Annotated in this window: 1 protein-coding gene; it reads right to left on the bottom strand. The window is 51.0% G+C overall.

Going from position 1 to position 261, the window contains the following annotated elements; all coding sequences use genetic code 11:
• The coding region (locus MTCD1_RS21970; RefSeq protein WP_235013399.1) for a hypothetical protein at nucleotides 1-250 on the bottom strand (250 nt) is incomplete at its 3' end.
• Nucleotides 251-261 lie beyond the last annotated feature (11 nt).

Genomic DNA, 261 nt, shown 5'->3' with positions numbered 1-261 from the left:
CGGCTGAACCGGTGCCGCCGACATAGTGTAACCAGCCGTATTGGGCCCATTGAGGTGCGTTTTGATGGAGAAGCACCCCAAGAACAAAGACTGCCAATAACAATAGTGCGCCTAGAACAAAATGGCGAATGCGAAGGCCGCTGACAATCAATAACCAACGGCTGCGATCAATATACGCGCTGCGAGTCTCGTAGATCATGGCGGCAACACAAACGAGAGTTAGAACGCGAGCAATATGATGGGCTTCCATAAGTTCTATGG

The organism is Colwellia marinimaniae, assembly GCF_002207865.1.
Lineage (GTDB): Bacteria > Pseudomonadota > Gammaproteobacteria > Enterobacterales > Alteromonadaceae > Colwellia > Colwellia marinimaniae.
This window is presented reverse-complemented; position numbering and strand designations above follow the sequence as displayed.